The sequence below is a fragment of the Vibrio sp. B183 genome, from assembly GCF_000740665.1.
GTDB classification, from domain to species: Bacteria; Pseudomonadota; Gammaproteobacteria; order Enterobacterales; family Vibrionaceae; genus Vibrio; species Vibrio coralliilyticus.
This window is the reverse complement of sequence record NZ_JPQB01000023.1, coordinates 42,324-67,773: the sequence shown is the minus strand read 5'-3', so window position 1 is coordinate 67,773 and position 25,450 is coordinate 42,324. Positions and strand designations below refer to the sequence as shown.

Sequence of the window (25,450 nt, the reverse complement as noted above, 5' to 3'; positions counted from 1 at the left end):
TCTAGCCCAACCGTCGATGAAGGCGGTACGGCCGTCTTTGATGTGACGCTGAGTAATTCAAGTGAGTTGGCAACGCCTGTCACTATGGCACTGGCGAATGGTACGGCGGAAAGTGGCGACTACACCAGCAACCAAATCACCGTCAATTTTGCCGATGGCACCAGCACGGTGGTTAACGCGGTTAATGGTGAATTCAGTTTTAATGTTCCAGCGGGCAACAGTTCTTACACTGTGTCGGTTGAGACCACCGATGACAATAACGCGCCTGTATATGAAGGCGATGAAACGTTCACCTTAAGCGGCGCTAGCGGCAGTCAAACAGGTACAGTGAGTGGTGAAGCGACCATTCAAGATGGTGGTGAGGGCAATGACGATGACCGCCCCGAAATTACCAGCATCTCCAGCCCAACTGTCGACGAAGGCGGTACTGTCGTCTTTGATGTCACGCTCAGTAACCCAAGTGAACTGGGCACGCCAGTCACCATGACGCTGGCCAATGGTACAGCGGAAAGTGACGACTACACCGCTAACCAAATTACGGTCAACTTTGCCGATGGTACAAGCACGGTGGTCAACGCGGTCAATGGTGAATTCAGTTTTGAGGTGCCTGCGGGCAACAGTTCTTACACTGTGTCGGTTGAGACCACGGATGACAACAATGCGCCAGTGTATGAAGGGGATGAAACCTTCACTTTAAGTGGTGCTAGCAGCAGTCAAACAGGTACGGTGAGCGGTGACGCGACCATTCAGGATGGTGGTCAAGGCGGTGACGATGACCGCCCTCAAGTTTCCATCTCAGGAGGTGGGGATGTTAATGAAGGTAATGCCGCTAACTTCACGGTTCATTTGTCAAACACTGCGACATCGACGGTTTCTTTCGTTCTCACGTTAAATGCGGGAGATACTTCAACAGAAGATCTGGCTTCGTACCAATATCAAACTGCGAATGGTACTTGGTTGGATGTGCCTACGTCGGGAGAGATTTCTGTTCCTCCAGGTTCGAGCGCCGTAAACGTCAAAGTTATCACTCAACAAGATGATACTTATGAAGGGGATGAGAGCTTTAGCCTGTCCGTCAGTGCTGGGAACGGAACAGTTAGCGCGTCAACAGACACCACCGCAAGTGCTACGATTTTAGATTTCGAAGATAATCCACCTGAAGCAGAAAATTTTGATGCAACACTCGACGCAAATGGAAATGCAAGCATCTTGTTTAATAGCGAGGATGCTGAACAAGATCATATTTCTGATAACGAAGATGACGCAACAAACACACCTGTTGGCGTTGTTATCACAGAGCTTCCTGAGTCGGGTCAACTGTATTACGGCGATCAGTTGATCGACGCTGATGATCTTACGAGCTTTAATTCAGAAGGCGAAGTGCTGCAGCAAGGAACAATATTCAGTGACCCAAACCTGATTCGTTATGAAAATGATGCTGAATCGACAGGCTTCGTTCTGGGAGTAAAAGAAGCGCCCGATGGTATGGGTGGCGGCGCTAGCCAATCTAATTTCTTAAATTGGGGTGAATCTGTTCAAGGTAATGCTGGTCAGAGGGTTCTGACTTTTGACAACGGCGATTCAATCACAATTACTTCTTCAGGTCAGGCATTAACACAATACTTTGGTCAGCCAAATGCGGGGCATATTGGATATGGACTTGCAGTAGGAAATGATGGCGGTCTTCAGCAAGGTGAGACAATTACGATTGATTTTACCCATCGCCCGTCAACGTCTGTAGAAGTAGGGTTAGATGGACTCGGTGGCTGGTTTGAGGATGGCCACGAGTTTGAAACAACAGCGATAGTGCAAGCAAAACTTGATGATGGCTCAATCATCGAAGTACCAGTCTCAAAAGAGACCTCAGGCAATACAGATTTGTTCCATGTTGTGACTATCGATGCTCCAGAAGGTCGAAAAATTGAAGAGCTGATAGTTACCACCGAAGGCCCGGGTAACTGGGAGCTGCGTTATCTAGAAACATCATCAAATGACACTTTCGATTACCGAGCAGTAGATAGTGATGGAAATTACAGCGACGAGCACACGGTGACTCTAGTCGAAGGAAACCAAGCGCCGGTTGCAACAGATGACCCTGTTGCGTTTGAGGTCGCACTTGGTACCTTTAACTCTAATTCTTGGACACATGATGGCGTGAGTATTAGCGGTAGCTATCAAGGTCAAGATCAGTCTATTACTCAAAGCGGTGTCAAACGTGGGATTGCGGGTGACGAGAATGGAGGGCCAGGTGCTCAAATTCAATACAACCGAGAAGATGGTGAATCTGAGCAGTTCAGAGTAGACCTAGATAAGCCTGCGACAGAGTTTAGCTTTGAAGTATCAAATCTATTCAAAAATGAAGGTGGAAGTGGCAACCATGAGCAAGGTAAATGGGTGGCCTATCTCGGTGATAACCCAGTCGCGAGTGGCACTTTCGTCGCCAATGATGGTAGCAACCACGGTTCTTATCATTTTGACGAGCAAGACCTCGGCGGCGTAGCATTTGATAGCGTTGTTTTTGAAGCGACAGATTTTAGCAACATTCCTGCCCGTGGCAGTGACTCTTCAGACTATTTCCTAACAGGCTTTAAAGCGTCTGGTGACGGAGCATACGCAGCCAATCAAGGAGAAGTTCTTGAAATTCCTTTGACTGAACTATTGGGTAACGATTTTGACCCGAATGGCGACAATATTCGAATTACCCATGTCTCTGAAGTCAATAACGCCAGCGCTAGGATTGAGAATGGCGTAGTTTATATAGATCTAGATGATGCGTTCGTTGGTAATACTACGTTTGATTACGTTATTACCGATGATAAAGGGGGCTTTGCTGAGGCGACGGTTTCAATTGTAGTGAATCCATTGCCTCAAGAGGTCGCCGTAGAATCTATCTCAATGCTTGAGAATTCAGTGGATGAAGGGGATAGCCTTGTTTACAAAGTGACACTGGAAGAAGGTGTACTGCAAGAAACACAATACAGTGTCACTTTTGGTAAGTTAGATAGCGATAGCGCAGACAATTCGGATGTGGACTTGTCTCAAGTGATATTCACCAACGGGGTGACTTATGACTCCACGACACAGCAAGTGGTTGTTCCTGTCGGTGTTAGCACTTTCTCCGTTCTCATCCCGACCGTGATAGATGGTGTTTATGAAAGTTCCGAAGATTACACACTGATTTTAGGTGAACAGCAGGCCACGGGCACGATTGAGAATGTAGATATACCATTGGTGTCGGTTTCTGAAAATGTGAGTGTCAGTGAAGGCTCAGCTGCAGAGTTCACCGTTTCATTGAGCAAAAACACGGCTGAAGCGGTGACTATCAACCTAGCTTTGGCTCACTTAGAGACAGACGCGTCTGATATTTCAAGCATGGTAGTGGAGTATCACGATGGCAACAGCTGGCAAACGCTGGCGATTGCTCCAAATGGTGATGTCATACTCCCAGCAGGGGTGACTCAGGCTCGCGTTTCTGTTCAGACAAGCGATGATGATTCTCAGCCTGTTTACGAGGGAGCTGAGCGATTCGAGCTTGCCGTTAGCGGTGTTGCTGGTGCTCAGGGTTCTGACTCTAGCGTGGCGACTATTGTCGATGATGGAAGCGTTGACCCTGACGGCGAGGGCCCTGAAATCGCCGATGATGATCGTCCGGTTGTTACCTCTGTCAGTGACCAAAATGTTGAAGAAGGCGGTGTTGTTAGCTTCGATGTCGCGTTGTCTGCAAAGAGCACTTCGGATACCCAAGTGGTTTTAGAGCTCAATGAAATTAATGCCACGTCACCAGAAGACTTTAATGGTAGTGTTGTGACGGTGAAATATGGGGACCCTGAGCAATCAGAGCAAGTCACCCTACAAAATGGTGCTTTTGAGTTTGATTTACCAGCCGGTGAAAGTGATTTTACTGTTTCTGTACAAACGAACGATGATCAGGTATCCGACAACAACGAGACATTCACGTTAGCGGCCAAGACAGAGTATCAATCGAATCAGGTTAGCGGTACAGCTACGATCCAAGATAATGAAAAACCAACCATCGATTTAGATGGCAGTGAATATCAGATTGAATTTGTCAGCGAAAGTGCGGGTTATCATAATGTATTCGGCTACTACGTTTATGATGAATCGTCAGATACACAGCAGCTTCAAATCTTGATGTCAGACTCGTACGACTCTCGTCAAAATGGGTTTGATCCTGTCCTTGCGAATCTAGATAGCATGGACAACGTCGAGTACTTCCTCATTCCAAATGGTGCCAATGCAATTGAAAATGCACCATCAGGCTCAACGTTTGAAGTGGATTCAAGTGGCAAGTTGCTTGTTAATGGAGCAGAGCAATCCAATATTAATGTGTTCCTGAGCCATGACGAAAACTCTCACCTGAGAATATCTGAAAATAGCGATGGCAATACGGTTTTAAGCTTTGACGACCAGAAAAATCACGTCAATGATGACAATGACTACAACGACTTAGTCATCAAAATTTCGAAACAAGACACCAATGTTGATTCTGCTACTTCTTTCACTGAAGGTGATGATGCAATCTCGATTGCGAATGCAAGTATCGACATTTTTGACGACAAAGACGCTATTCAATCAATGCAAGTCACGTTGACGAACAAGTATGCAGGCGATCAACTTACTTGGCCTTCTACGCCTGGGTTCACAGTAAGCCAGACTGTGACATCTAACAGTGTTACGTTGTTGATTACAGCCGATACAGTTGGTGGCGTATCTTCTTCAGAGTTTGAAACTTTCCTCAAAGGGATTCGATTCGAAAATACCAGTGAAAACCCTGATGAAACGGGTCGTGAGATCGACATCCATGTGACGGATGCTTCGGGTCAACAATCAGAAACGGCAACGACAACGGTAAGCGTTGTTGAAGTGGCTGACCTGACCGTACAACAGGATGCTAGCGGTGATGAAGATAGCCAAATTGCGCTGAACATCTCTGTCCCTGCGAACAGCTCCGTGACTGAAATTGTATTGACCGATTTACCAGACGGTTCGATTCTTAAGTCTGGCGAAAATATCATTGCGATCAGCAATGGAGAAGCAACGCTGACTCCACAACAGCTAGCGCAGTTGACCATAACTCCGCCAAACAACAGTGACGAGAATTTTACGGTTAATGTTGAAGGTTACACTTCTTCGAACGAGCTTATAGAGCAACATAGCATCGATGTTCAGGTTGATGCTGTTACTGACGTGCCTTTGATTACTATTGCAGAGCCTGAAGTCGTTTCGTTCCATGATTTCGATTCTATCGACATGGGTAACCGCTCATGGCGCGGTAATGTGAGTGCGAGTGAGCTTACACAATCTGATGGTGCTGAAGGTATCTGGGGAACGGATAACCGTAATAGTTACAATGAAGTTGGTAAAGAAACCGTCTATCGAGGTGGAGTCTCAGGCCGAGATAACCAGATATATGAACTGGAAGGTCGCCATGGCGATGACCAACTATTCACTCAGTTTATTGCGCAAGCAGACCAGTTCTACACCCTTTCATTTGATGTCGTCGCGCGCAGGCTAAATGATTCTCCATTGACGGTATTCCTTGAAGATGAAAATGGTGATCGTAAAGTTCTGTTTGAGTACATCGATCAGCAAAGCCTCAATTGGCAAACCGAAAGTATTAATTTCCAAGCACCATCGGATGGCGAGTACAAAGTTGTATTTGAATCAGAAACATCATCAAACAGCTACGGTGCGCTGCTCGATGACATAACGTTAGAGAAAGCAGACAACATTGGTTACGAAGACAGCTTCATCCCGCTTAGCGATATTGTTGTTGGCTTAAGTGATACTGACGGCTCAGAAACCTTGTCTTTGGTACTTAATGGATTACCAGAAGGGTCTGTTATTCGAGATGGCAATGGTCACTCGATCACTGTTGTAGCAACGCCAGATGGGAAGAATAGCGTAGATTTGTCTGCATGGAGCAATGACCTGACGGGACTTGAAGTGAATGTTCCTGAGGAGGGCAGCTACCCGCTCGAATTTGTTGTAACCGCACAAGATAATGCACCTGCGACAGCTGAGTCAGTCAGTAAGGTAATTAATCTAACGGTATTGCCTGTGCTTGATGCTGAGAGCAAGGAAGTGACACTTGATGAAGACGAAAACTACATCTTAGGCGTCTCTGACTTCGGCATTACTGATCTAGATGCACAAATATCAATTTCTGAATTACCGAGTTCAGGTGTTTTAGAGGTGCAAACTTCGCCGGGAGTCTGGGCACCAGTTTCAGAAGGTGATTTGATCTCCGTGAGTAATGTGTCTCAGGGCAATCTCCGCTTTACGCCTGAAAATAATGAGTCAGGATACAACCAGCATACTGGCGCCGGAGAAGGTAACCTGAATCAGGATTATGCTCACATTAACTTTGTGGTTGAAAAAGGTGATGCCAAGTCTGATGCAATGACGCTCACTCTTGATGTTACCCCCGTGGCAGACACTCCAGTTCTTAGCATCACTACTCCTGACACTGTGCTTCCAGAACAGCACTTTAATGTGGCGACATGGACGGGAGTGATAGTAGGAAACGATAATGGTCAGGGTGTAAATGGCAGCACGTTGATTTCAGCTATTGATGCTCTTGATCCTCAGCTTGCCTCTTCAAGCACCACAACCAATGCACAAGATACTGGAAGATGGGCAACGGCAGCAGACAATGCCGTGCTCGTGACTGGTTTGGTGTACCTTGAGGCTGGAACGAGTTATGACTTTGTAGGGCGTGGTGATGACAGCCTAGCGATCACCATTGGTGGCGTTATGTCCGACCAAGCCTACTGGGGGAGCTCAAGTGGGCAAATTCAGGGTAGTGCCTTTACGCCTCAGGTGTCGGGTTATTACCCACTTGCGATTTACCACCACAACCAAAGTGGTCCAGGTAACTTTAATGTCGATGTTTCTATAAATGGCGCAACAGCAGTTGATCTTACCAGCTCTGCTCTATCCGTAGTGACCGACGAAACACAGCTGGATCAATCTGATGTCAGGGCTTCAGAGCTTAAGTCGGTAAATGGTGTGGAAGTATATGAAGTCTACGGTTACAACGAAGGGCTTCAAGATACTGAAATCCCACTTTCTCAGATTACGAGTGCTCTTAACGATAACGATGGCTCTGAAACGCTGCAGGTCACATTGAGTGGTTTACCACAAGGTGCGACACTGAGTGATGGTGGATCGCATAATGTGGTTGTAGGCGCTTCCGGTGAGGTGGATGTAACGACTTGGGATCTATCTTCGTTATCCGTTTTACCACCCGCAGGCTCTCACGACGATTTTACAATTACAGTTGTGGCCACAGCTTCAGAGGTGAACTCAACCAGCGAGGCGGATTCTCAAGCAACGATAGATGTTGTCGTTCATGAAAACAAACCTACAGTGACGCAATCAGATGCTAATGTCGTCTATGAAGACCACAGTGCGATTGGTAATGTGCTGACAGATATAGACGGTAGAGACAGCGACGAAGATAACATCCTTTCTGTTGAACACTTCTCTATCAACAATGTCTCTTACCCAGCAGGCGGTAGCGTGACTTTGTTTGAAGGCACGTTTGTCATGCAGGCCAATGGTGCTTATGAATTTACGCCAAACGCAAACTGGTCTGGTCAGCTTCCCGTTATCACTTACACGACGAATACGGGTGCCTCAGATACGCTATCCATTCAGGTCGTGCCAGTAGCCGATGCACCTCAGATCTCTATGACTATAGGTGAAATGGAAGTGGTGAACGTTGCGACGGAGCAAACAGATGACGGCCGCTATGAGACATCTCAAGATAAAACAATCCCAGTCAGTGTTTCTGTTGAACTCACTGATATTGATAGTAGTGAGTCTTTAGGATCGCAAATTGTGGTCACAGGTATTCCTGCCGGAGTCGAAGTGTATGTGAACGATAGCTTAATTGTCTCACAACCTAATGGCTCTTATCTAATCACACTAGATGGTGATGGCGACGCGTCCTTCGATATCAAAGTACCTCACGATTACAGTGGTAGCTTAGAGTTCCCGATTCAGGTTCAAGGGTCTTCCGTCGAAACCGTCAACCAAGATACAGCGCATAGTACAGCGGAAGAGACACTTTCTTTCCGTAGCTATGTGCTTGAATCAGGCTCCCATGGTGATGACACTATTGTTGGCAACGGGGATCATGAGCTCATTGTCGGTGATGTACAGGGTATCCAGATTATTGCGGGTCAGGACTATAACATCGCATTTGTTCTCGATACTTCAGGTAGTATGGGTGGAAGAGTTGGTACGGCGAAAACAGAAATTATTGAGGTTTTCGATCAGTTACTTAGTACTGCTAACTCAGGTGATAATGCCGGGACAGTCAATATCCTTTTGACTGAGTTTGCTACTAACTCAGGTGTAACGATATCGGTGGATTTGAGCTCTCCAACCGCACGCGCTGATTTTGTTTCTCAGCTAAGTAGTATCGAGGACAATGGTAGTGGTCTTACAAACTACGAAACCAGCTTCGACGCCGCTGTTGAATGGTTTGATAGCAATACTAACGACCAAGCCGAAAACATTACTTACTTTATTACCGACGGTTATCCTAACGCCAGCAACCACCTTAATGTGACGTCCGCCGATTTTGACCAGCTTGTGTTGGACTATGATACGTCAACGAAAGATGTTGTGACCTTAGAGGACATTCTGCCTGACAATTATTCTGTGGGAACTGCAGTCTCTTACAAAGGCGAAGAAATTGTCTCCAGTTCTGGTGCTGTTAAATCTCCACTGACAGGAGCAACGCTTGGTAACTTAAGCTATTCAGGTGGATTGCGATACACCGATGGTAGCAATGCATCTGTGCAAGCTCGTCATATGTATCAGGTATTGGCACTAATCTCAGCAGTGGAAGCAGTGGGTATTGGTAATGGAATTAATGAAGCTACCTTATCGCAATATGATTCTGATGGTGTCGTTGTCCCTAACATCAACGTAGATAAGCTAGCTGAAACAATCCTTGGTCAGGAAGTGACCTTAGAGCAAAGTGAAGACAATATCGAAGGTGGGCAGGGCAATGATATTCTATTTGGCGATCTCATTGATTTCGATAACATCGACGGCCAAGGTATTGCAGCATTACAGAAATACGTTGCATCAGAGACCAGCAGTCCATTAGCTGATGTATCAGCAGAAGATGTTCACAGTTATGTTCGTCAGAGCCACAGTGATTTTGATGTTTCCCGTGACGGTGATCAGGACGACACTCTTTCTGGTGGAGCAGGAGATGACATTCTGTTCGGTCAAGGAGGGGATGATACTCTGGACGGCGGTGCAGGCAATGACATCCTGTTGGGTGGAGCGGGTGATGATACGCTCATCGGTGGCTTAGGTAGTGATATTCTATCTGGCGGCGATGGAGAAGATGAATTCGTCTGGCATTATGGTGACCTAGATGGTGGTACCGACGTAATTACGGATTTCCATGTATCAGAAGATAAGATCGATATTTCTGACCTGTTGGGACAAGATGAAACCATGGAAGAGTTGCTCTCTGATGTCTCTGCCAATGTTGTTGATAGTAACGGCATTGAACTCACCATTCAGAGAGACAACGGACAAACCACTCAGTCGATTAAGCTGGATAACGTCGTCGATCAACTCAACGGCATTGATACCAGTCATGGCAGTATCACGGGCAACGACTTGACCAATTTACTGAATGAAATTATCAAATCACACGATTAAAAAAGGGCCGTAAGGCCCTTTTCTATTAATGAATTTGTCTGCTTAGATAACTTTACAAGCAAACCCTTTAAGGTAAAAACCTTCTGGGTAAGCGGTATCAGTAGGATGATCTGCAGCTTGTTCAAATCGCTCGACGAACTTGACTTGTCTACCCGCATCGACAGCAGCATCCGCGATGATTTTCTGGAATAGAACTTGGTCCATAAGGCCTGAGCATGAATACGTCAGCAGCGTTCCACCAGGCTTTAGAATCTGCATTGCCAGCATGTTGATGTCTTTGTAGCCGCGACATGCACCATTGAGCTGAGCTTTGCTTTCTGCAAACTTTGGCGGATCCATGATGACAACATCAAACTTGGTGCCCTGATCGCGATATTCACGTAGCAACTTAAACACGTCAGCATTGAGGAACACAGCGCGTTTTTTAGAGATATCGAACTCGTTAAGCTCAGCATTGAGCTTTGCAGTATCCAGTGCTGGCTGAGAGACATCAGCATTGATGACACGTTTTGCATCACCTTTAAGCGCATACAAGCCGAACCCACCGGTGTAGGAGAAGCAGTTAAGTACCTCTTTGCCTTTAACGTATTTCATGGCTTGTTGGCGACTGTCACGTTGATCTAAGTAGAAACCTGTTTTATGTCCGCCAACGATGTCGACGCTGATTTTGACTCCATTCTCTTCAATGACAACAGATTTTGGTGGCTCGTCACCATGTAAAACACCAGTACGTTCTTCTAAGCCTTCCTTCTTACGTACCGCTACGTCTGAACGTTCATAAATGTTGCATTGCGGGAATACTCTTAGGAGAGCATTTATCAGCGATTGTTTCTGGAACTCTGCGCCAGCACTTAAGAGCTGACAGACAAGGTAGTCTTGATATTTATCGATAGTAATACCAGGCAGACCGTCTGATTCTGCTGCGATCAATCGATAACCTGTGAGACCGTCACGCTCAATCACATCTTGACGAAGCAGTAGTGCGTCTTGGATACGTTTAACAAAGAAATCTTCATTTATCTCAGTTTTCTCAAAGCTCCAAACACGGGCACGAATTTGAGAGTGTGGAGAGTAAGCGCCTTTTGCCAACCATTTACCGTCATGAGTAAAAATGTCCACTGTTTCACCTAATGAAGGTTCACCCTCCATTTTGCGAATACCGCGAGAGAAAATCCAAGGATGTCGACGTCTTAAGGATTTATCACGGCCTTTTTCAAGATAAATAGCTGGAGTCATGTGTTTACTCAATTGATTGGTTTTGAAAGGTTGGCTATTTTCAGGGAAGTGGGAGTGAAAAGCAAATAAAAGAGCCGCCAACTGGCGGCTCTGTACATTACGCTTTAAGGCCTGTGAGTAGGTTTTCCATGGAATCACTTTGCCCTCTAAGTTGCTCGATATTTCCATTGGTTGCGTTGATCATTTCGCAGACTTGGTTGGATTGATTGCGAATTTCTTCCACACTCGCCGCGATGCTATCCGCAACAACACCTTGTTCCTCTGCCGCAGTGGCTATTTGCACACTTGCATCAGATATGGATTGGTTTTTGTCTGCTAAGGAAGCAATTTCAGTATCCACCTCTGACATCAGTGTTTGGCCTTCGCCAGAGTTGACCACTGTTGTTTCCATCAGTTTAGTCAGCGACTGGCTGTTGCGCTGCAAGGCTTCAATCATTGACTGAATTTCAACAGTTGACTGCTGAGTCCTTGCCGCTAATGCTCGAACCTCATCTGCCACCACGGCAAAACCTCGGCCTTGTTCACCGGCACGTGCAGCTTCGATAGCTGCGTTAAGAGCAAGCAAGTTAGTTTGCTCAGAGATCCCGTTAATCGCGGTGACTACCTCATCAATTTGAGCAGCATTAGCATCAAGCTCTGCAACGGCTTGAGAAGCAGATTGGACTTCGTTAGATAACTGTGAAATGGAGGTTAGAGTATGGCCGACTTTCTGTTGTCCTTGCTGGGCGACAGAGCGTGCGTTTTCAGTTTGGGTGCTGGAGTCGTGCGCAAGGTTCGCCACTTCGCGAATCGTTGATGCCATCTCTTCCGTTGCACTCGCTAGTGAGTTCAAGTGTTCTTGCTGAGTTCCGGAAATTTCAGCGCTGTGTTGGTTAGACTGATTCAGATCAGAACTGATTTGTTGCATGAGTGCGACTGATTCCTGAATCGACAAGACTAATGACTGCTCTCGCTCCGCGACTTTATCTATGGTGATGGCAATTTCGCTAAACTCATCACGGACTTTGAAGAAGTTCATACGACTGGTTAGGTCACCATCTGCTAGGGTGTTCAGAGCTTTATTCATGGTGAACATTGCGCCACCGATAAAGGTCATAATGTAATACACACAAGAGGCGATAAGAGACAATGTCACTAGAATGATGACAATGTGCGTTGAGGAAAGGGCGGACCATAAGTTTTGACTTGGGTCTGCGACTAGACTGAATGCGCCGTTATTGACACTTATAGCCCCTTCGCCAGCACCAATCGAAATGGTTTCTGAATTTGCGAGTAGAGACGCGACCTGACTTTGAGTGAGATTAGCTGATTCAATTAGACCTTTCATCAAAACTAGTTCATCTTGATAGAGGTGGTTAAGCATTTGATCAGCAGCACTATCGAGAACGAAAGTTAGGACTAAAAGTGCGATGATAGGGAGGAAAAACAGGAGGTAAAACTTTTCCTGTATCTTTAGATGAATGAGATATTTATCAATCCAGCGAAATGGTATTTCTTTCATAATTGCTATTTCCGATGAAAAACCCGTAGTTCCATATGGGTCGTAAAACATACCAATCGAATATATCACGGACCTTGTATTGAGGGACTAGTTATGAATCAAAAGTGCGAGAAGTTCACAGTGTCTGGCATTGTTCAAGGCGTTGGCTTTCGTTATCACACCTCCCACTATGGCATGAAACTGGGCTTAACAGGCTATGCGAAGAACTTGAACAATGGAGATGTTGAAGTGGTGGTGTGTGGTAATGAAGAACAAATAGCCGACATGGCAAAGTGGTTGGAAGATGGCCCTAAGACGTCACATGTTGATTCAGTAGTCTCAGAGCCAATGTCTTATAAACCGTTTAGCGGATTCAAAATTCTTTGATATTTACAAGCATTTCGCGGGTTTTGGTAAACCTGCGAGCTTGGTTGCCTGTTTCGCAGGGCCTTGCTTAAACAGCTTAAAAAGGTATTTACTATTGCCTTTCTCAGGGCCATGCGCTTTTTCCATGGCTTTCACTAGCATTCTCACAGCTGGGGATGTGTTGAACTCTTCATAAAACTCTCGAACAAAGTGGACAACTTCCAAATGAGCTTCAGTCAGTTCGATACCTTCTTGTTCTGCAAGGATTTGAATCATGCCTTCTTCCCACTGAGTATGATCGAGTAGGTAACCCTGTGCATCAGTTTCGATTGATTTGCCGTTGTATTCAAACATTGTTATAGGTCTCAAAAACTCAGATATAGAATAGGGTAGCGCAGCTTAGGTTGGGACAACAATATGTAGGAAAAGAAAAAGCCCGGAAGTTTCACCTTCCGGGCTTAATTTAATCAACTTGTGTCTACGAATTAATCGTCATTCATGATGCCTAGAATGCTAAGTAGGCTGATGAAGATGTTGTAGATAGATACGTACAGAGTAACCGTTGCAGAGATGTAGTTAGTCTCACCACCACGGATGATACCCTGAGTTGTCATCAGAATTGCCATTGTAGAGAAGACAATGAACAAGCTGCTAAGAGCCAAGTGTAGGATTGTTGACTGAATGAAGAAGCTTGCAATCATACCTACAACTAGTACGACAAATAGAGAAAGCATTAAACCGCCCATCATAGACAGATCACGCTTCGTTGTCAGAGCATATGCAGAAGCGGCCATGAATGAAAGCGCTGTACCGCCAAGAGCTGTTAGAACCACATCGCCCATACCTGCGCCAATATAAGCATTCAGAAGAGGACCAATGGTGTAACCAAGGAAACCGGTAAACACAAATGTAAACACGATACCCATGCTGTTGTTACGGTTCTTTTCAGTCAAGTAAAGTAGGCCATAAAAGCCAACAAGCATAATGATGATACCTGGGCGAGGTAGATTCATCGCCATAGATACACCAGCAACAACCGCTGACCATAAGAGCGTCATAGAAAGTAGAGCGTAGGTGTTACGCAATACCTTATTGGTTTGTAGAGCACTTTCTTGATTCGAAGTGCGGGTAAACATAGGACTGTTCATAATCTTCCTCGTAAAGGTTTTATGTTTATAACTACATTTATGAGGGCGAACAATGAAAAAATCAAGCCCTATCAATGCATGCAGTAGAGTAAATGATAATAGAAATACAAAGTTATGTATTTTGAAAGATGTAACACAATATAACAAATAAAAAGAGGCGATCTAAATCGCCTCTTTAAAAATTTGCTCTTTTTTCTTAGTGACTTAAGATTTGAGCAAGGAAGTTTTGTGTTCTATCTGACTGAGGATTTTCGAAGAAATCGACAGGGTTGTTCTCTTCAATTATCTCTCCAGCATCCATAAAGATAACTCGGTCAGCTACTTCTTTCGCAAAACCCATTTCGTGGGTCACACAGAGCATGGTCATCCCTTCTTCAGCGAGTTCTACCATAACATCCAGAACTTCACGTACCATTTCTGGGTCAAGTGCAGACGTTGGTTCGTCAAACAGCATCACTTGTGGGCTCATGCATAGTGAACGAGCGATAGCTACACGTTGCTGCTGACCACCAGATAGTTGACCTGGGTATTTCTCTGCTTGATCTGGGATCTTAACCCGCTCTAGGTACTTCATTGCAATCGCTTTGGCTTCTTCCTTAGGCATCTTCTTCACCCAAATTAGCGCCAATGTGCAGTTTTCCAGAACGGTCAGGTGAGGGAAGAGGTTAAAGTGTTGGAAACACATGCCGACTTCTCGGCGTACTGCCTCTATATTCTTCAAATCTTCAGTAAGCTCATTGCCTGATACAATGATTTGACCTTTTTGGTGCTCTTCCAAGCGGTTGATGCAGCGAATCATAGTCGACTTACCTGAGCCCGACGGGCCACAAATAACGATTTTTTCGCCTTTTTTAACATCAAGATTGATGTTTTTTAGTACGTGAAACTCTCCGTACCACTTGTTCATATCCTTAATCTGGATCATGTAATCTTGTTGTTGCGTCATAATACGTCCTTGAGCTTTCTGATTATCGTTTGTGACCGGTATGAAGTTTGTTTTCTAGCCAAATCGAATATCTCGACATGCCAAAACAAAATACCCAGAACACTAACGCGACAAATACATAACTTTCTGTTGCAAACCCTAACCACTCAGGGTCAGTGTTAGCAGCTTGACCTATACCTAGTACATCAAACATACCAATGATAAGTACTAGACTTGTGTCTTTAAACAAACCGATAAAGGTGTTAACGATTGATGGAATCGTAATTTTCAGAGCTTGAGGAAGAACAATCAGCCCCATTTTCTTCCAGTAGCTTAGCCCGAGCGCATCGGCTGCTTCATATTGTCCTTTAGGTATTGCCTGTAGGCCGCCACGAACGACTTCCGCCATATACGCAGCACTAAACATAACCACACCAATGAGAGCGCGGATAAGTTTATCGGTTTCAGACCCTTCTGCAAGGAACAATGGCAGCATTACTGACGCCATGAACAGAACTGTGATGAGCGGTACGCCACGCCAAATCTCGATGTAGACAGTACAGATACTTCGAATGATTGGCATTTCAGAACGTCGACCCAGCGCCAGTGCTACACCAATAGGCAGAGACACAACAATACCGACCAACGCGATGATTAGCGTAACCAGCAATCCGCCCCATTTGTGTGTTTCTACAACTTCTAGCCCAAATACGCCACCGTACAACAGTGCAGCGATAATGAATGGGTAAATGTTGACGAAAAACAGCCAAATCCAAAGACGTTTCGGTGTTTTCTCATACGCAAGCAACACAGTGAAAATAGCTAGCGTGAAGTAAAATAAGCGAGGGCGCCACAGCTCTTCCTGAGGGTAGAAGCCGTACATGAACTGTTCCCAGCGAACACTGATGAACACCCAACATGCTCCATCCCGTGTACATGCATCGCGTGTGGTTCCGACCCAATCTGCTTTAAGGATTGACCAATCAAACACTGTCCACAGAAGTGATATCGCTAAATACGCTAAGACAACCGTAAGGATAGAGTTTACCGGGCCATTGAATAGGTTTTTGCGTAGCCACCCGACCACACCGACCGTATTAGCTGGTGGTGGCAGGTCTGGCTGAAATTGATGTACTTTCATGCTATCTCTCCACCAAAGCAACTTTACGGTTATAGATATTCATCAGAGCTGAGGTAATCAAACTCAATGATAGGTAAACGGCCATTGTCATCGCAATGATTTCAATTGCCTGACCTGTCTGGTTGAGCGTTGTACCTGCAAACACAGAAACCAAGTCTGGGTAACCAATTGCCATCGCAAGAGATGAGTTCTTGGTCAGGTTTAAATATTGGCTTGTCAGAGGTGGAATGATGATTCGCAGTGCTTGTGGAACAATAACGAGCTTCAATGTTCTTGAGCGGGGTAGGCCAAGTGACATTGCTGCTTCTGTTTGCCCATGGCTAACGGCATTGATACCTGAACGTACAATCTCAGCAATGAATGATGCGGTATAGATACTCAAAGCCAGAAGTAGCGCTGCCAGCTCTGGGATGATGCTAACCCCACCTTTAAAGTTGAAGCCTTTAAGTTCAGGATATTCCGCCGAGATAGGTGAACCCATTAGGAAGTAGACCACTGTTGGGAAGACAACAATCAAACCCAACGCAATTCGTCCCATTGGTGTCTGCTGACCTGTAAGACGTTGCTTGTTACGTGCCCAAATACTGATAAAGACGGTGGCAATGATACCAATCACGAATGAAGCAATGACAATTGATGAGCCAGCTTCAAAAATTGGTGATGGGAAATACAGCCCACGCACGTTTAAGAAAATGGCTTCGCCTAGACTGAGGCTCTGTCTCGCAGAAGGTAGAGCCTGTAGGACAGCGAAATACCAGAAGAAGATCTGTAGAAGAAGAGGGATATTTCGAAACGTCTCAATATAAACAGCAGCAAGGCGACTTACTAGCCAGTTTGATGACAGACGAGCAATACCCATAACAAAGCCTATAACTGTGGCAAGGATAATTCCGAGAACAGAAACTAAGGCAGTGTTGAGGAGGCCGATAATAAATGTGCGGCCATAGGAATAAGTTTCATCGTATTCAATCAGCGTTAGGCCAATCCCAAAGCCCGCTTCTTGCGTCAGAAACCCAAAACCCGTGGCAATACCACGTGCTTCCAAGTTAGTCAGTGCATTATTGACAATCGTGTAGAAGAAAAAGACCAGAGCCAGTATCGCAATAATTTGAAATACGACCGATCGAAAGGTGGGATTGTATAAAAGGCTAGCGTTAGAAGTCGGTCCGTTATCCGTCTTCGACGCAACAGTATTAGTAGGTTTCATACAGCTATAACCTCAAATCCATTTTTTGTAAAAAGGGCGGCTCACACCGCCCATTTTGTTGTTATGTTTTGCTTAACGGATTGGTGGAGCGTACATAAAGCCGCCCGCATTCCATAGTGCATTTACACCACGTGAGATTTGCAGTGGAGAACCCTTACCTACAGTACGCTCGAAGCTTTCGCCGTAGTTACCCACTTGCTTAATAACTTGGTAACCCCAGTCGTCTCGAATACCTAGGCCTTTACCTTTAGGACCATCCACACCCAAAATACGTTTCACGTTTGGATCTTTAGATTTTAGCATCTCATCCGCATTTTTAGAGGAAATGCCGTACTCTTCCGCGTTCACCATTGCTGAAAGAGTCCACTTAGCGATGTTGAACCATTGATCGTCGCCTTGACGTACTACAGGGCCGAGAGGCTCTTTAGAAATGATTTCTGGTAGTACCTCAGCTGAACTTGGATCTTGAAGGTTTAAGCGAAGTGCATATAGACCAGATTGGTCAGTAGTTAGCACGTCACAACGACCTGCATCGAAACCTTTTGAAGTTTGAGCTGCTGTATCGAATACTACAGGCTTGTATGACATACCGTTATTACGGAAGTAGTCAGCTAGGTTTAGCTCTGTCGTTGTACCAGACTGAACACAAACCGAAGCACCATCGAGTTCTTTTGCGCTCTTAAGGCCAAGATCCTTCTTAACCATAAAGCCTTGACCGTCGTAATAGTTAACACCTACAAAGTTCAGACCCAGAGCAGTATCGCGGTGAAGTGTCCATGTTGTGTTACGAGATAAAACGTCAATTTCACCCGATTGTAGAGCGGTGAAACGTTCTTTAGCGGTTAAAGGCACATACTTAACTTTTGATTTGTCACCAAGTACAGCAGATGCAAGAGCTTGACAGTATTCCACGTCGATGCCTTCCCATTCACCCTTTGAGTTAGGGTTAGAGAATCCTGGTAGACCAGTACTTACACCACAAGTTAGGAAACCCTGCTTAGTCACTTTATCCAGAGTGCTATCTGCTGCAGAAGCGCTCGTAGACATAAGAGCAGTCGAAGCAGCTACTACTGAAGCAAGAAGTGTTAGTTTGTTCGCCATTTGTATCCTTCCTGTATGATCCATGTTAAACCAGGTAACACCTGATACAACGAATTAAAAAGTGTTGTGTTTCAATAGTTATTGGCTGATCCTTCAACTTTTGAGTTGTATATAAATCAACCATTTATAAGCGTAGGAAAGGATTGGTGAATTCTCAAATGTTTAATTTAAAAAGATTTTTGATTGAACTCACAAACCCGATCTGTAATTAGAATGACGAAATGTTAATCGAATGTAAATAGTGCAAGACTTCACACTAATGGTGCAAAAGCCGAGACTCACTATAAGTTAGTATTTACACAATATTTACATTTCGGACAATTGATAAGGAATAAAATATAATTCTGTAAATAGCATTAAATTTGGTGGTAAATTATACGTTTGTCATTGTTGGGTTTATACATACGCCCCATTTTTGGTAGTATCTGCTGTTATAGGTTGTTGAATTGTTCAAGGAATGAAATGCAGTATTTTCCTCTGTTTATGAATCTTTCCGATAAACCCGTTTTGGTTGTTGGAGGGGGAGAGGTCGCTTGTCGTAAAGTGGATAGCCTGGTTAGGGCTGGTGCGAATGTAACGATCGTGTCACCCAAAATCGATACGTATCTACAAAACTTAGTGGAATCAGGTGATTGTTTCTGGGTTCAGAATTTTTATACTGACGACTTGCTTAACCGAAAATATGTTCAAGTGTGGGCTACCACCGATAACCCAGAACTAAACCATCGTGTTTACCATGACGCTAAAGCACTTGGTTTGCTTGTTAACGTTGTTGATGACCAACCTTATTGTGACTTTATTACTCCTTCAATGATCAATCGAGGTCGTATTCAGATAGCGATTTCAAGTGGGGGGGCATCACCTGTATTAGTTCGCAACATTCGCGAGAAACTTGAAGCAACCTTGCCTCAAAATTTGTCATTACTTGCTGACTTTGGCGCTTCAAAAAGAAATGATATCAAACAGCATTTACCCTCTGTGGATTTAAGACGCAAATTTTGGGAATCCTTCTTTGATGACCCAAGAATAGATTTGGCATCAGAGCGTAATGAACTAGAAGAGGTTTATCGAAACACCTTAAACGCGGGCACTGAGGATCAAGGAAGCACGACTTGGATCGACTTTGGTAGCGATGTTGAGCTATTGCCGATGAAGGCGCTGAGGTTAATGCAAAAAGCCGAAGTGGTTTTCTACAGTAAGGATTGCCCGTTTGACTATGTGGACTTAATCCGGCGAGATGCGGAGCGGTTAGAATATACTGACGATGTAGATTTATCGAAAAAACTGTTGGAAGCTAAAGAGAGCGAGTTGAGAGTGGTGGTCTTTGTTGCTCCAGAATCATCGCAATTTAATTTGTTGAAAAATGGCGATCTGCACATAAGGCTCGGTCGTATTTAATCTCACCAATATAGAACGCAAAAATAAACCCGCATGACGCGGGTTTATTGGTATTTATGGCCTTCCAATGAACTTAATCGCGGAAGTTCTCATACTGAAATGGTTGTCCTAGATCCGCTTCACGAATCATCGCAATGGTTGCTTGAAGATCATCGCGCTTTTTACCCGTAACACGGACTTTTTCGCCTTGTATAGAGGCTTGAACTTTAAGCTTGGCATCCTTAATCGCTTTAACGACTTTTTTCGCCGTCGGTGTATCAATACCTTGTTTGAACACGACAAACTGGTGCCATTTTTTTCCTGATGCTTCTTCGCCTTTTGCTTCCATTGCATTTACATCAACACCGCGTTTAGTTAGATGTGAACGCAGGATGTCACGCATTTGCTTTAACTGGAAATCGCCCTCTGCATTTAGCCTTACTGACTCATCTTTCTGCATTTCAAATGACGCTTCGACGCCACGAAAATCAAAACGAGTCGACAGTTCGCGAGACGCGTTATCCACTGCATTACGAAGCTCAACAGTATCGATTTCAGATACAATATCAAAAGATGGCATTGCTCAATTTCCTCTTGTTTAACCGCGTGTTTTTACTGCATTTGCTAACAGGTCTAGCATTTCAGCAGTGTCTTCCCAGCTCAGGCATGGGTCAGTAATTGACTGTCCATAAGTCAGGTTATTAATGTCTTTCATTGGTTGATTGCCTTCTAGGATAAAGCTCTCAGCCATGATTCCCGCAATCTGATTCTTGCCTGATGTGATTTGTTCGCAAATGTTTTTCGCAACGTCTAGCTGTTTACGGTGCTGTTTTTGACAGTTCGCATGACTGAAATCAACCACAAGGCGCTGAGGTAAATCGAATTCAGCCAACTGTTTGCATGCAGCTTCAACGGATTCAGCATCAAAGTTTGGCCCTTTGTCACCACCACGAAGGATAACGTGGCCATACGGGTTACCGCTTGTGCGATAAACAGTCATGCGACCATTTTTGTCCGGTGAATAGAAGTAATGAGAGGCTTTAGAAGCGCGAATCGCATCAATCGCAATTTTAATGTTGCCGTTTGTACCGTTCTTAAAACCGACAGGGCAGGAAAGCGCTGACGCCATTTCACGGTGAATCTGAGACTCAGTGGTACGTGCGCCAATCGCACCCCAAGTGATTAGGTCTGCAATGTACTGACCAGTAATCATGTCGAGGAACTCAGTAGCTGTCGCAAGACCTAGCTTGTTTATATCTAGAAGCAGCTTACGTGCTTTGTTAAGGCCTGTCTCGAGTGCATAAGAACCATCAAGATTTGGGTCTGTGATCAGGCCTTTCCAGCCAACTACAGTACGAGGTTTTTCAAAATACGTTCGCATGACGACAAACAATTCGTCTTTGTATTGCTCTTGGATGTCAGACAGGCATTTAGCGTAGTCAAGAGCAGCGTCGGTATCGTGTACAGAACATGGGCCGACAATCACCAATAAGCGATCATCTTCCCCTATAAGAATTTTTTCAATTTGACGGCGAGATTCAGCGATGCGTTCCGCTACATCGTCCGTAATTGGGTGGGCGCTTCCAAGCTCAGCCGGAGTCGGCATCGGACCCAGTGGCTGGGTTCTTAATTCATCGGTTTTGAGTGGCATACAATAGCCTGTTCTTTTTATTGCGAAGCGGTAAAGATAACGGAAACGTCAGTAGGAATAAACCTCTTATCTGCATTCTTAGTGTGTCTACCTATAGTGAGTGAAATATTATTCACTTATAGTTACTAAAGATGCTCTTCGGGCTTGTTTTACTTTGGTTCTGTCGGTATGTTCAGGAAAGAATCAAACAATAAAATGCACGGAGCAGTAATGAGCATTAATACTTCAGGTGAATTGCATTCAGAACTTAGTTTAGGTGATGTGATACCGGGTGAGGAATCGTCATCAGAAAGCACGCACCTCTTTGTTTCTCTTTCCGATTTAGTCTCAGAAAATATTTTCTACCACCCATGCTATAAAAATGTCGAGTCCACTCTGAATGACGTTGAACTCAGCTCAATTGACGCGATACTTGGCGAAGTGTCGATGGAAGAACATTTCGTTGCCACGTTAACTGAGCGAATTATGCAGTCGGTGAAGCCCAACCATCAATCTGTGCGTGTCGCTTTAGGTAATGCTGATAGTTATGAGTTGAGCTCACTTCTCGGTGGGAAAGCAGAAGCAAAAGAAATCAACCCGGCATTAGGTTTGCGTGGTGTATCTCGATACGCTCAAGCGAAGTTTAGTTCGGCATTTGCGCTAGAATGTCAGGTAATCAAGGCATTGCAGCAGCAAGGTGTTCAAGTTGAAATTGTTGTGCCTTTTGTCAGAGCGTTGTCTGATGCAGCAAAGATTATTGATTTACTGGCAGAGCAGGGGCTACCAAGAGGTTTAAACGGGTTGAAGGTTTTGTATACCGTTGACGTACCTTCCGCTGCGCTGCTCTCAGAGCGCTTATTGCATTACTTCGATGGCTTAGTTATCAACCTAGAGAATCTCACTCAGTTTACACTTGGTGTCGACAGGCTTAGCGAGGAATTGGAACATCTTTTCGATCCTCAGAGCGAAGCTGTAATCGACCTTATTGATATGGCTGTAAAAGCGGCAAATCACAGTAATAAGCCGGCATTGATCGTGAGTAGTGGACTCGCTAATTACAACAATATACAAGAATATGTTCTTGAGCATACTTATATTCAAGTTGTTGTGACGGTGTAACCTAAGAATAGGTGACTTTGCTATAACTTCAAAAGGTTGATGTTAACAAAATGTTGACATCAACCTTTGTTCGTTATGAACTAAAGAAACATATAACAACATGTCGGACCAGTGAAATGCTCTCCCCACTTGCTAAAGCCAATTTGTACCTCAAACTTTTCGGATTTTTCAAAGTACCATTGATTTGGTTGTGCCGGCCTAAAATACTCAAACTAGATTCTGATTCAGTCGAAATCAAAATACCTCTAAAAAGAAAGACGAAGAACCATCTCAATAGTATGTACTTTGGTGTGCTGGCGATTGGTGCCGATGTGGCAGGTGGCTTTATGGCGATGAGTAAAGCTCAAGACAGAGGTCATAAAGTGTCTCTGGCCTTTAAAGCCGTTGATGGGCAATTTCTTAAAAGGCCTGAAGGGGATGTCCATTTTGTGTGTAACGATGGGGCACTCATTGACAAAATGTTGGATGAAACACTGGAATCCGGAGAGCGAATTAATCAGCCAGTGAAGATTACCGCCATCTGTCCAAGTTTACATGGTGACGAGCCGATGGCTGAGTTCCAACTTACTCTGTCATTGAAGAGAATGGGTGGCTAATGTCATCCACTTCCATTTGCTCAATGGCAACAATTTTGTTTCTGTTGAGCACGATTTTCCAACGATAATAGTTGGGTTCGTCATTGTGATTGTCTTCCCTGGCAATGAGATTTATCAAGTGACGTTTCTCGACAGATTCCTTACTGACTTGGCTATTATTGAGCGTGTAAACCTTGTTTGAACCCTTATCCATCAAGCGCATAAATGGTCGCATACTCAACATCATGGATTCGCGAGTTTCTTCATAACCACTCATAAACTTAGAGGTCGACATCTCTGTTTCTGAGCGGTAATGAAGGATCTGTTCTTCACGCTGTACAACGCGCTTTTTACGTATTAGCTGAATACGATCAGGCAATTTGAGCAAGTTCTTGTAGTCCAGCCACTCAAGCTTCTGGCCAACTGCTTTGTTTGTGGTCGGGTCGAGGTAATATTTGCGCCACTTAGGTCGCCCTTTGCGTATCCACCGCCACATCACATCGCGAAGATCATCTTTAAAAATCTCACGCAAAGCGTAGACAAACGACATAAGGATGATGAAAGAGACCGTGATTTCACCCCAATAATCTCGCGCTAGAATAGCGGTAATGGTAACGAAAACCATAACAAAACCAGTAGCTGAGCCTTTGACGACACGCTTCATATTTTTGCCGAGCGACTGAGTTTTTGCGTTTAATACAACTGGATGCTCAATCAAACGGCGTAGCAATCTCATTTTGTTACTCAGTCGCGTTACGTCGTCACGTACACTTTTCGAATTGTAGTTATTGAGCTTACGGTGTGCCGCTTCTTTTTCGACGATAGCTAACAGCCGATCTTTGATTGTCTTGTAGTCACTATCACGTGGCATATGGGCGATGAGAGACATAAAACGTTGGCCAGTGTACCAAGACAGGTAATTGTCGATGTTGGCATAGTAACGCTTCAGGCTCTCTTCGTAAGGAATACTACGTCTTAGCTTTTTCAGGATATCTAAGGCAAGCTCAATCACTTCATCCACTTCTTCAGTCGTGATGACATCAGAATTGTGTTTGTTCAGTTCATTCACTGCTTTGTCTAAAGCAATTACGTACTGATAGGCGAACAAACTCAAACTTACACGATACTGCGTTGATGAAAGGCGGCCCCGTTTCGCCAATCGACTGTGTACGAGTGGAAGCAGGGTTTTGTCACTGAAGTAGGCTCTTTTCTGAATGATCGACTCGTAGTAAATCTCGCTCTCTTTGAGTACATCTGGTGTTAGGCCGAGTTCGCCAGGGATAAAAAAATAGAGGTCGAGATCTGACTTTTTAGACGAAGCCATAGCGTGGGAAATCTTAAGAGTGATGCCGTCCTGCTTATCAACGGTGAGCAATGAATACTCCTGAAAAAATTCTAATTATCTGGCGAAAGCATAACAGAGTTTCGGTATAATCACCGCAAATTTAGCAAGAGACAGTTGAAATGATTAAAGTTGGTCAGATAAACCACTTAGAAGTAGTAAAAAAAGCAGATTTTGGCGTATTTCTCGATGCAGGTGATTTCGGAACAAGCTTATTACCTAATCGCTTTGTCCCAGAAGGAACAGAAGTAGGCCAGTTTGTTGATGCATTTTTGTACTTCGATTCTGACAATCAGCTGGTTGCAACCACTGAAACTCCAATCGCTCAAGTTGGTGAGTGGGGGTTGATGACAATCGAAGGCGTAAACAGTACTGGCGCTTTTGCTGACTGGGGAATCAAAGGTAAAGATTTGCTTATCCCATTCAGTGAGCAACGCACGCGCTTTAAAGCAGGCCAGAATGTGCTGGTATACGTTTATACAGACAAGGCGTCGGGCCGAATTGTCGGTACCACTAAATTTAATAAGCTGTTGGACAAAATGCCTGCTATCTACCAACGCAATCAACAAGTCGAACTCATTATCGCTGAACGCAGTGACTTAGGTTACAAAGCGATTGTGGAAGGTCAACATTGGGGAATGATCTTCAAATCCGATGTTTTTGGTAAATTGTTCGTCGGTAAACGACTCAAAGGGTACATCAAGGGCATTCGCGAAGATGGCAAAGTGGACCTTTCTTTACAGAAAATCGGCGTTGCCAAAATGGATGACTTGAGTCAGAAAGTAATGGATCTTCTTGAAAAGAAAGGCGGTTTTCTTCCTTTGAATGACAAATCATCTCCGGAAAGTATTTTCGCTGCGTTTCGTACCAGTAAAGGTACATTCAAGAAAACAATCGGCGGTTTGTATAAGCAAGGAAAAATTACGATAGAAAAAGATGGCATTCGCATCGCTTCGTAATTGAAGTCAAAAAAAGGCCCGAAGCGGATATAGCTTTGGGCCTAGGGGAAGGGCTCTTACAGAGCCTGCGCTAACTGATTGATATTCGATGATTTATCATTAGATAAAGTGTAGTACATCATCGCAC

Annotated in this window: 17 protein-coding genes; 6 read left to right on the top strand and 11 right to left on the bottom strand. The window is 44.5% G+C overall.

The features are described from left to right. Positions 1 to 42 precede the first annotated feature (42 nt). Positions 43 to 9,717 carry a Calx-beta domain-containing protein gene (locus IX95_RS21650; protein WP_235202657.1) on the top strand — a complete coding sequence of 3,225 codons (9,675 nt, stop codon included), beginning with the start codon at positions 43 to 45 and terminating at the stop codon, positions 9,715 to 9,717. A gap of 42 nt (positions 9,718 to 9,759) precedes the next feature. On the opposite strand, the gene IX95_RS21645 is transcribed toward IX95_RS21650, so the two are convergent. Next, complete coding sequence (locus IX95_RS21645; protein ID WP_029235991.1) at positions 9,760 to 10,953, bottom strand: class I SAM-dependent methyltransferase; 1,194 nt, start codon at positions 10,951 to 10,953, stop codon at positions 9,760 to 9,762. 97 nt (positions 10,954 to 11,050) lie between these two features. After that, positions 11,051 to 12,454 carry a methyl-accepting chemotaxis protein gene (locus tag IX95_RS21640; protein ID WP_038163949.1) on the bottom strand — a complete coding sequence of 468 codons (1,404 nt, stop codon included), beginning with the start codon at positions 12,452 to 12,454 and terminating at the stop codon, positions 11,051 to 11,053. Between the two features lie 93 nt (positions 12,455 to 12,547). Here IX95_RS21640 and yccX point away from each other — a divergent pair, with 93 nt between their 5' ends. After that, a complete protein-coding gene (gene yccX / locus IX95_RS21635; RefSeq protein ID WP_006962116.1) occupies positions 12,548 to 12,820 on the top strand; it encodes an acylphosphatase in 273 nt (90 codons plus the stop codon). Between the two features lie 3 nt (positions 12,821 to 12,823). Here the strand turns inward: yccX and IX95_RS21630 are convergent, their stop codons facing one another. The 6 genes from IX95_RS21630 to IX95_RS21605 all read right to left on the bottom strand — a co-directional run bounded on the left by IX95_RS21630 (position 12,824) and on the right by IX95_RS21605 (position 18,321). Further along, positions 12,824 to 13,153 carry a TusE/DsrC/DsvC family sulfur relay protein gene (locus tag IX95_RS21630; protein WP_006962117.1) on the bottom strand — a complete coding sequence of 110 codons (330 nt, stop codon included), beginning with the start codon at positions 13,151 to 13,153 and terminating at the stop codon, positions 12,824 to 12,826. Positions 13,154 to 13,284: 131 nt separating this feature from the next. After that, positions 13,285 to 13,947 (bottom strand): Bax inhibitor-1/YccA family protein, encoded by a 663-nt coding sequence (locus IX95_RS21625; RefSeq protein WP_019274588.1) that lies wholly within the window; start codon positions 13,945 to 13,947, stop codon positions 13,285 to 13,287. 196 nt (positions 13,948 to 14,143) lie between these two features. After that, positions 14,144 to 14,893: an amino acid ABC transporter ATP-binding protein gene (locus tag IX95_RS21620; protein ID WP_006962120.1), complete on the bottom strand. Its 750-nt coding sequence runs from the start codon at positions 14,891 to 14,893 to the stop codon at positions 14,144 to 14,146. Positions 14,894 to 14,915: 22 nt separating this feature from the next. Then, the gene (locus IX95_RS21615) at positions 14,916 to 16,013 is read right to left on the bottom strand and encodes an amino acid ABC transporter permease (RefSeq protein ID WP_019276939.1); all 1,098 of its coding nucleotides are present in this window, start codon (positions 16,011 to 16,013) and stop codon (positions 14,916 to 14,918) included. Position 16,014: 1 nt separating this feature from the next. Further along, a complete protein-coding gene (locus IX95_RS21610; RefSeq protein WP_038163946.1) occupies positions 16,015 to 17,220 on the bottom strand; it encodes an amino acid ABC transporter permease in 1,206 nt (401 codons plus the stop codon). Positions 17,221 to 17,292: 72 nt separating this feature from the next. Further along, positions 17,293 to 18,321: an amino acid ABC transporter substrate-binding protein gene (locus IX95_RS21605; RefSeq protein ID WP_006962123.1), complete on the bottom strand. Its 1,029-nt coding sequence runs from the start codon at positions 18,319 to 18,321 to the stop codon at positions 17,293 to 17,295. Between the two features lie 462 nt (positions 18,322 to 18,783). On the opposite strand from IX95_RS21605, the gene IX95_RS21600 reads away from it, so the two are divergent. Next, entirely contained in the window at positions 18,784 to 19,719 is a 936-nt protein-coding gene (locus tag IX95_RS21600) for a precorrin-2 dehydrogenase/sirohydrochlorin ferrochelatase family protein (protein ID WP_038163943.1), read from the top strand. Between the two features lie 73 nt (positions 19,720 to 19,792). On the opposite strand, the gene IX95_RS21595 is transcribed toward IX95_RS21600, so the two are convergent. Next, positions 19,793 to 20,278 carry a YajQ family cyclic di-GMP-binding protein gene (locus IX95_RS21595; RefSeq protein ID WP_019276936.1) on the bottom strand — a complete coding sequence of 162 codons (486 nt, stop codon included), beginning with the start codon at positions 20,276 to 20,278 and terminating at the stop codon, positions 19,793 to 19,795. A gap of 18 nt (positions 20,279 to 20,296) precedes the next feature. Continuing rightward, on the bottom strand, positions 20,297 to 21,349 hold the full coding sequence (locus tag IX95_RS21590; RefSeq protein WP_038163940.1) for a 3-deoxy-7-phosphoheptulonate synthase: 1,053 nt from the start codon (positions 21,347 to 21,349) through the stop codon (positions 20,297 to 20,299). 210 nt (positions 21,350 to 21,559) lie between these two features. On the opposite strand from IX95_RS21590, the gene IX95_RS21585 reads away from it, so the two are divergent. Then, positions 21,560 to 22,447: a putative PEP-binding protein gene (locus IX95_RS21585; protein WP_038163938.1), complete on the top strand. Its 888-nt coding sequence runs from the start codon at positions 21,560 to 21,562 to the stop codon at positions 22,445 to 22,447. A 116-nt stretch (positions 22,448 to 22,563) separates the two neighbouring features. Continuing rightward, the gene (locus tag IX95_RS21580) at positions 22,564 to 23,043 is read left to right on the top strand and encodes a DUF4442 domain-containing protein (protein WP_019276483.1); all 480 of its coding nucleotides are present in this window, start codon (positions 22,564 to 22,566) and stop codon (positions 23,041 to 23,043) included. Here IX95_RS21580 and IX95_RS21575 read toward each other — a convergent pair. Next, a complete protein-coding gene (locus IX95_RS21575) occupies positions 23,012 to 24,397 on the bottom strand; it encodes a hypothetical protein (protein WP_006962129.1) in 1,386 nt (461 codons plus the stop codon). The two genes, IX95_RS21580 and IX95_RS21575, sit on opposite strands and share 32 nt — an antisense overlap. An 89-nt stretch (positions 24,398 to 24,486) precedes the next feature. Between IX95_RS21575 and IX95_RS21570 the strand changes: the two genes are divergently transcribed. Further along, the gene (locus tag IX95_RS21570) at positions 24,487 to 25,323 is read left to right on the top strand and encodes a CvfB family protein (RefSeq protein ID WP_038163936.1); all 837 of its coding nucleotides are present in this window, start codon (positions 24,487 to 24,489) and stop codon (positions 25,321 to 25,323) included. Positions 25,324 to 25,450 lie beyond the last annotated feature (127 nt).